Raw genomic sequence first — 607 nt, forward strand, 5'->3', positions numbered from 1 at the left:
GGAGCGGTTTCTCGCCGATGGCATGATAGCTTCTGCTCGAAGTTCTCGCGGTATTCGTATTAATGGTATTCATCTTGAACAAGAGCAGAAGATAACGCCGCTTTCTGAGCATATCATCGATGGTTATTGGTTGGATGAAGAGGGCCGGAATCCCATTCTTGTATCGCAAAAGACGGCGAAAAGATTGAAGCTACGGGTCGGTTCAAAAGTCATTCTGACGCTTTCCGATATCAATGGGGATGTCTCTGGCGCTGCGTTTAGAGTGAAAGGCATCTTCAAAACACCGTCCACGACCTTTGATGACGGCAACGTGTACGTCCGTAAAGCTGACCTAGAGAAAATTGCAGGGATAGCAGGGGCGCATGAAATCGCCATTTTGCTCAACGCCAATGATGACGACGTGTTGCAAAATACGGTGTCGTTTACCCGAACCTTGATCGACGATGGTTCAGGAAAGCCGTGAACGGTAAGAACATGGCTAGAAATTCAACCCCTGCTTTCGACAATGATGAGCTCGATGGATATTTCCAACCAAGTCATGCTGGTGGTGTTCGTGTTGGCTATGACGCTTGGCATCATCAATATCATGCTTATGTCGGTGTTTGAA

General features: G+C 47.4%; 1 pseudogene. It reads left to right on the plus strand.

From position 1 onward, the window contains the following. Window positions 1-607: pseudogene (locus tag R7Q48_RS28850) on the plus strand (ABC transporter permease); the annotation flags it as partial.

It is taken from the genome of Vibrio sp. 378, from assembly GCF_033339435.1.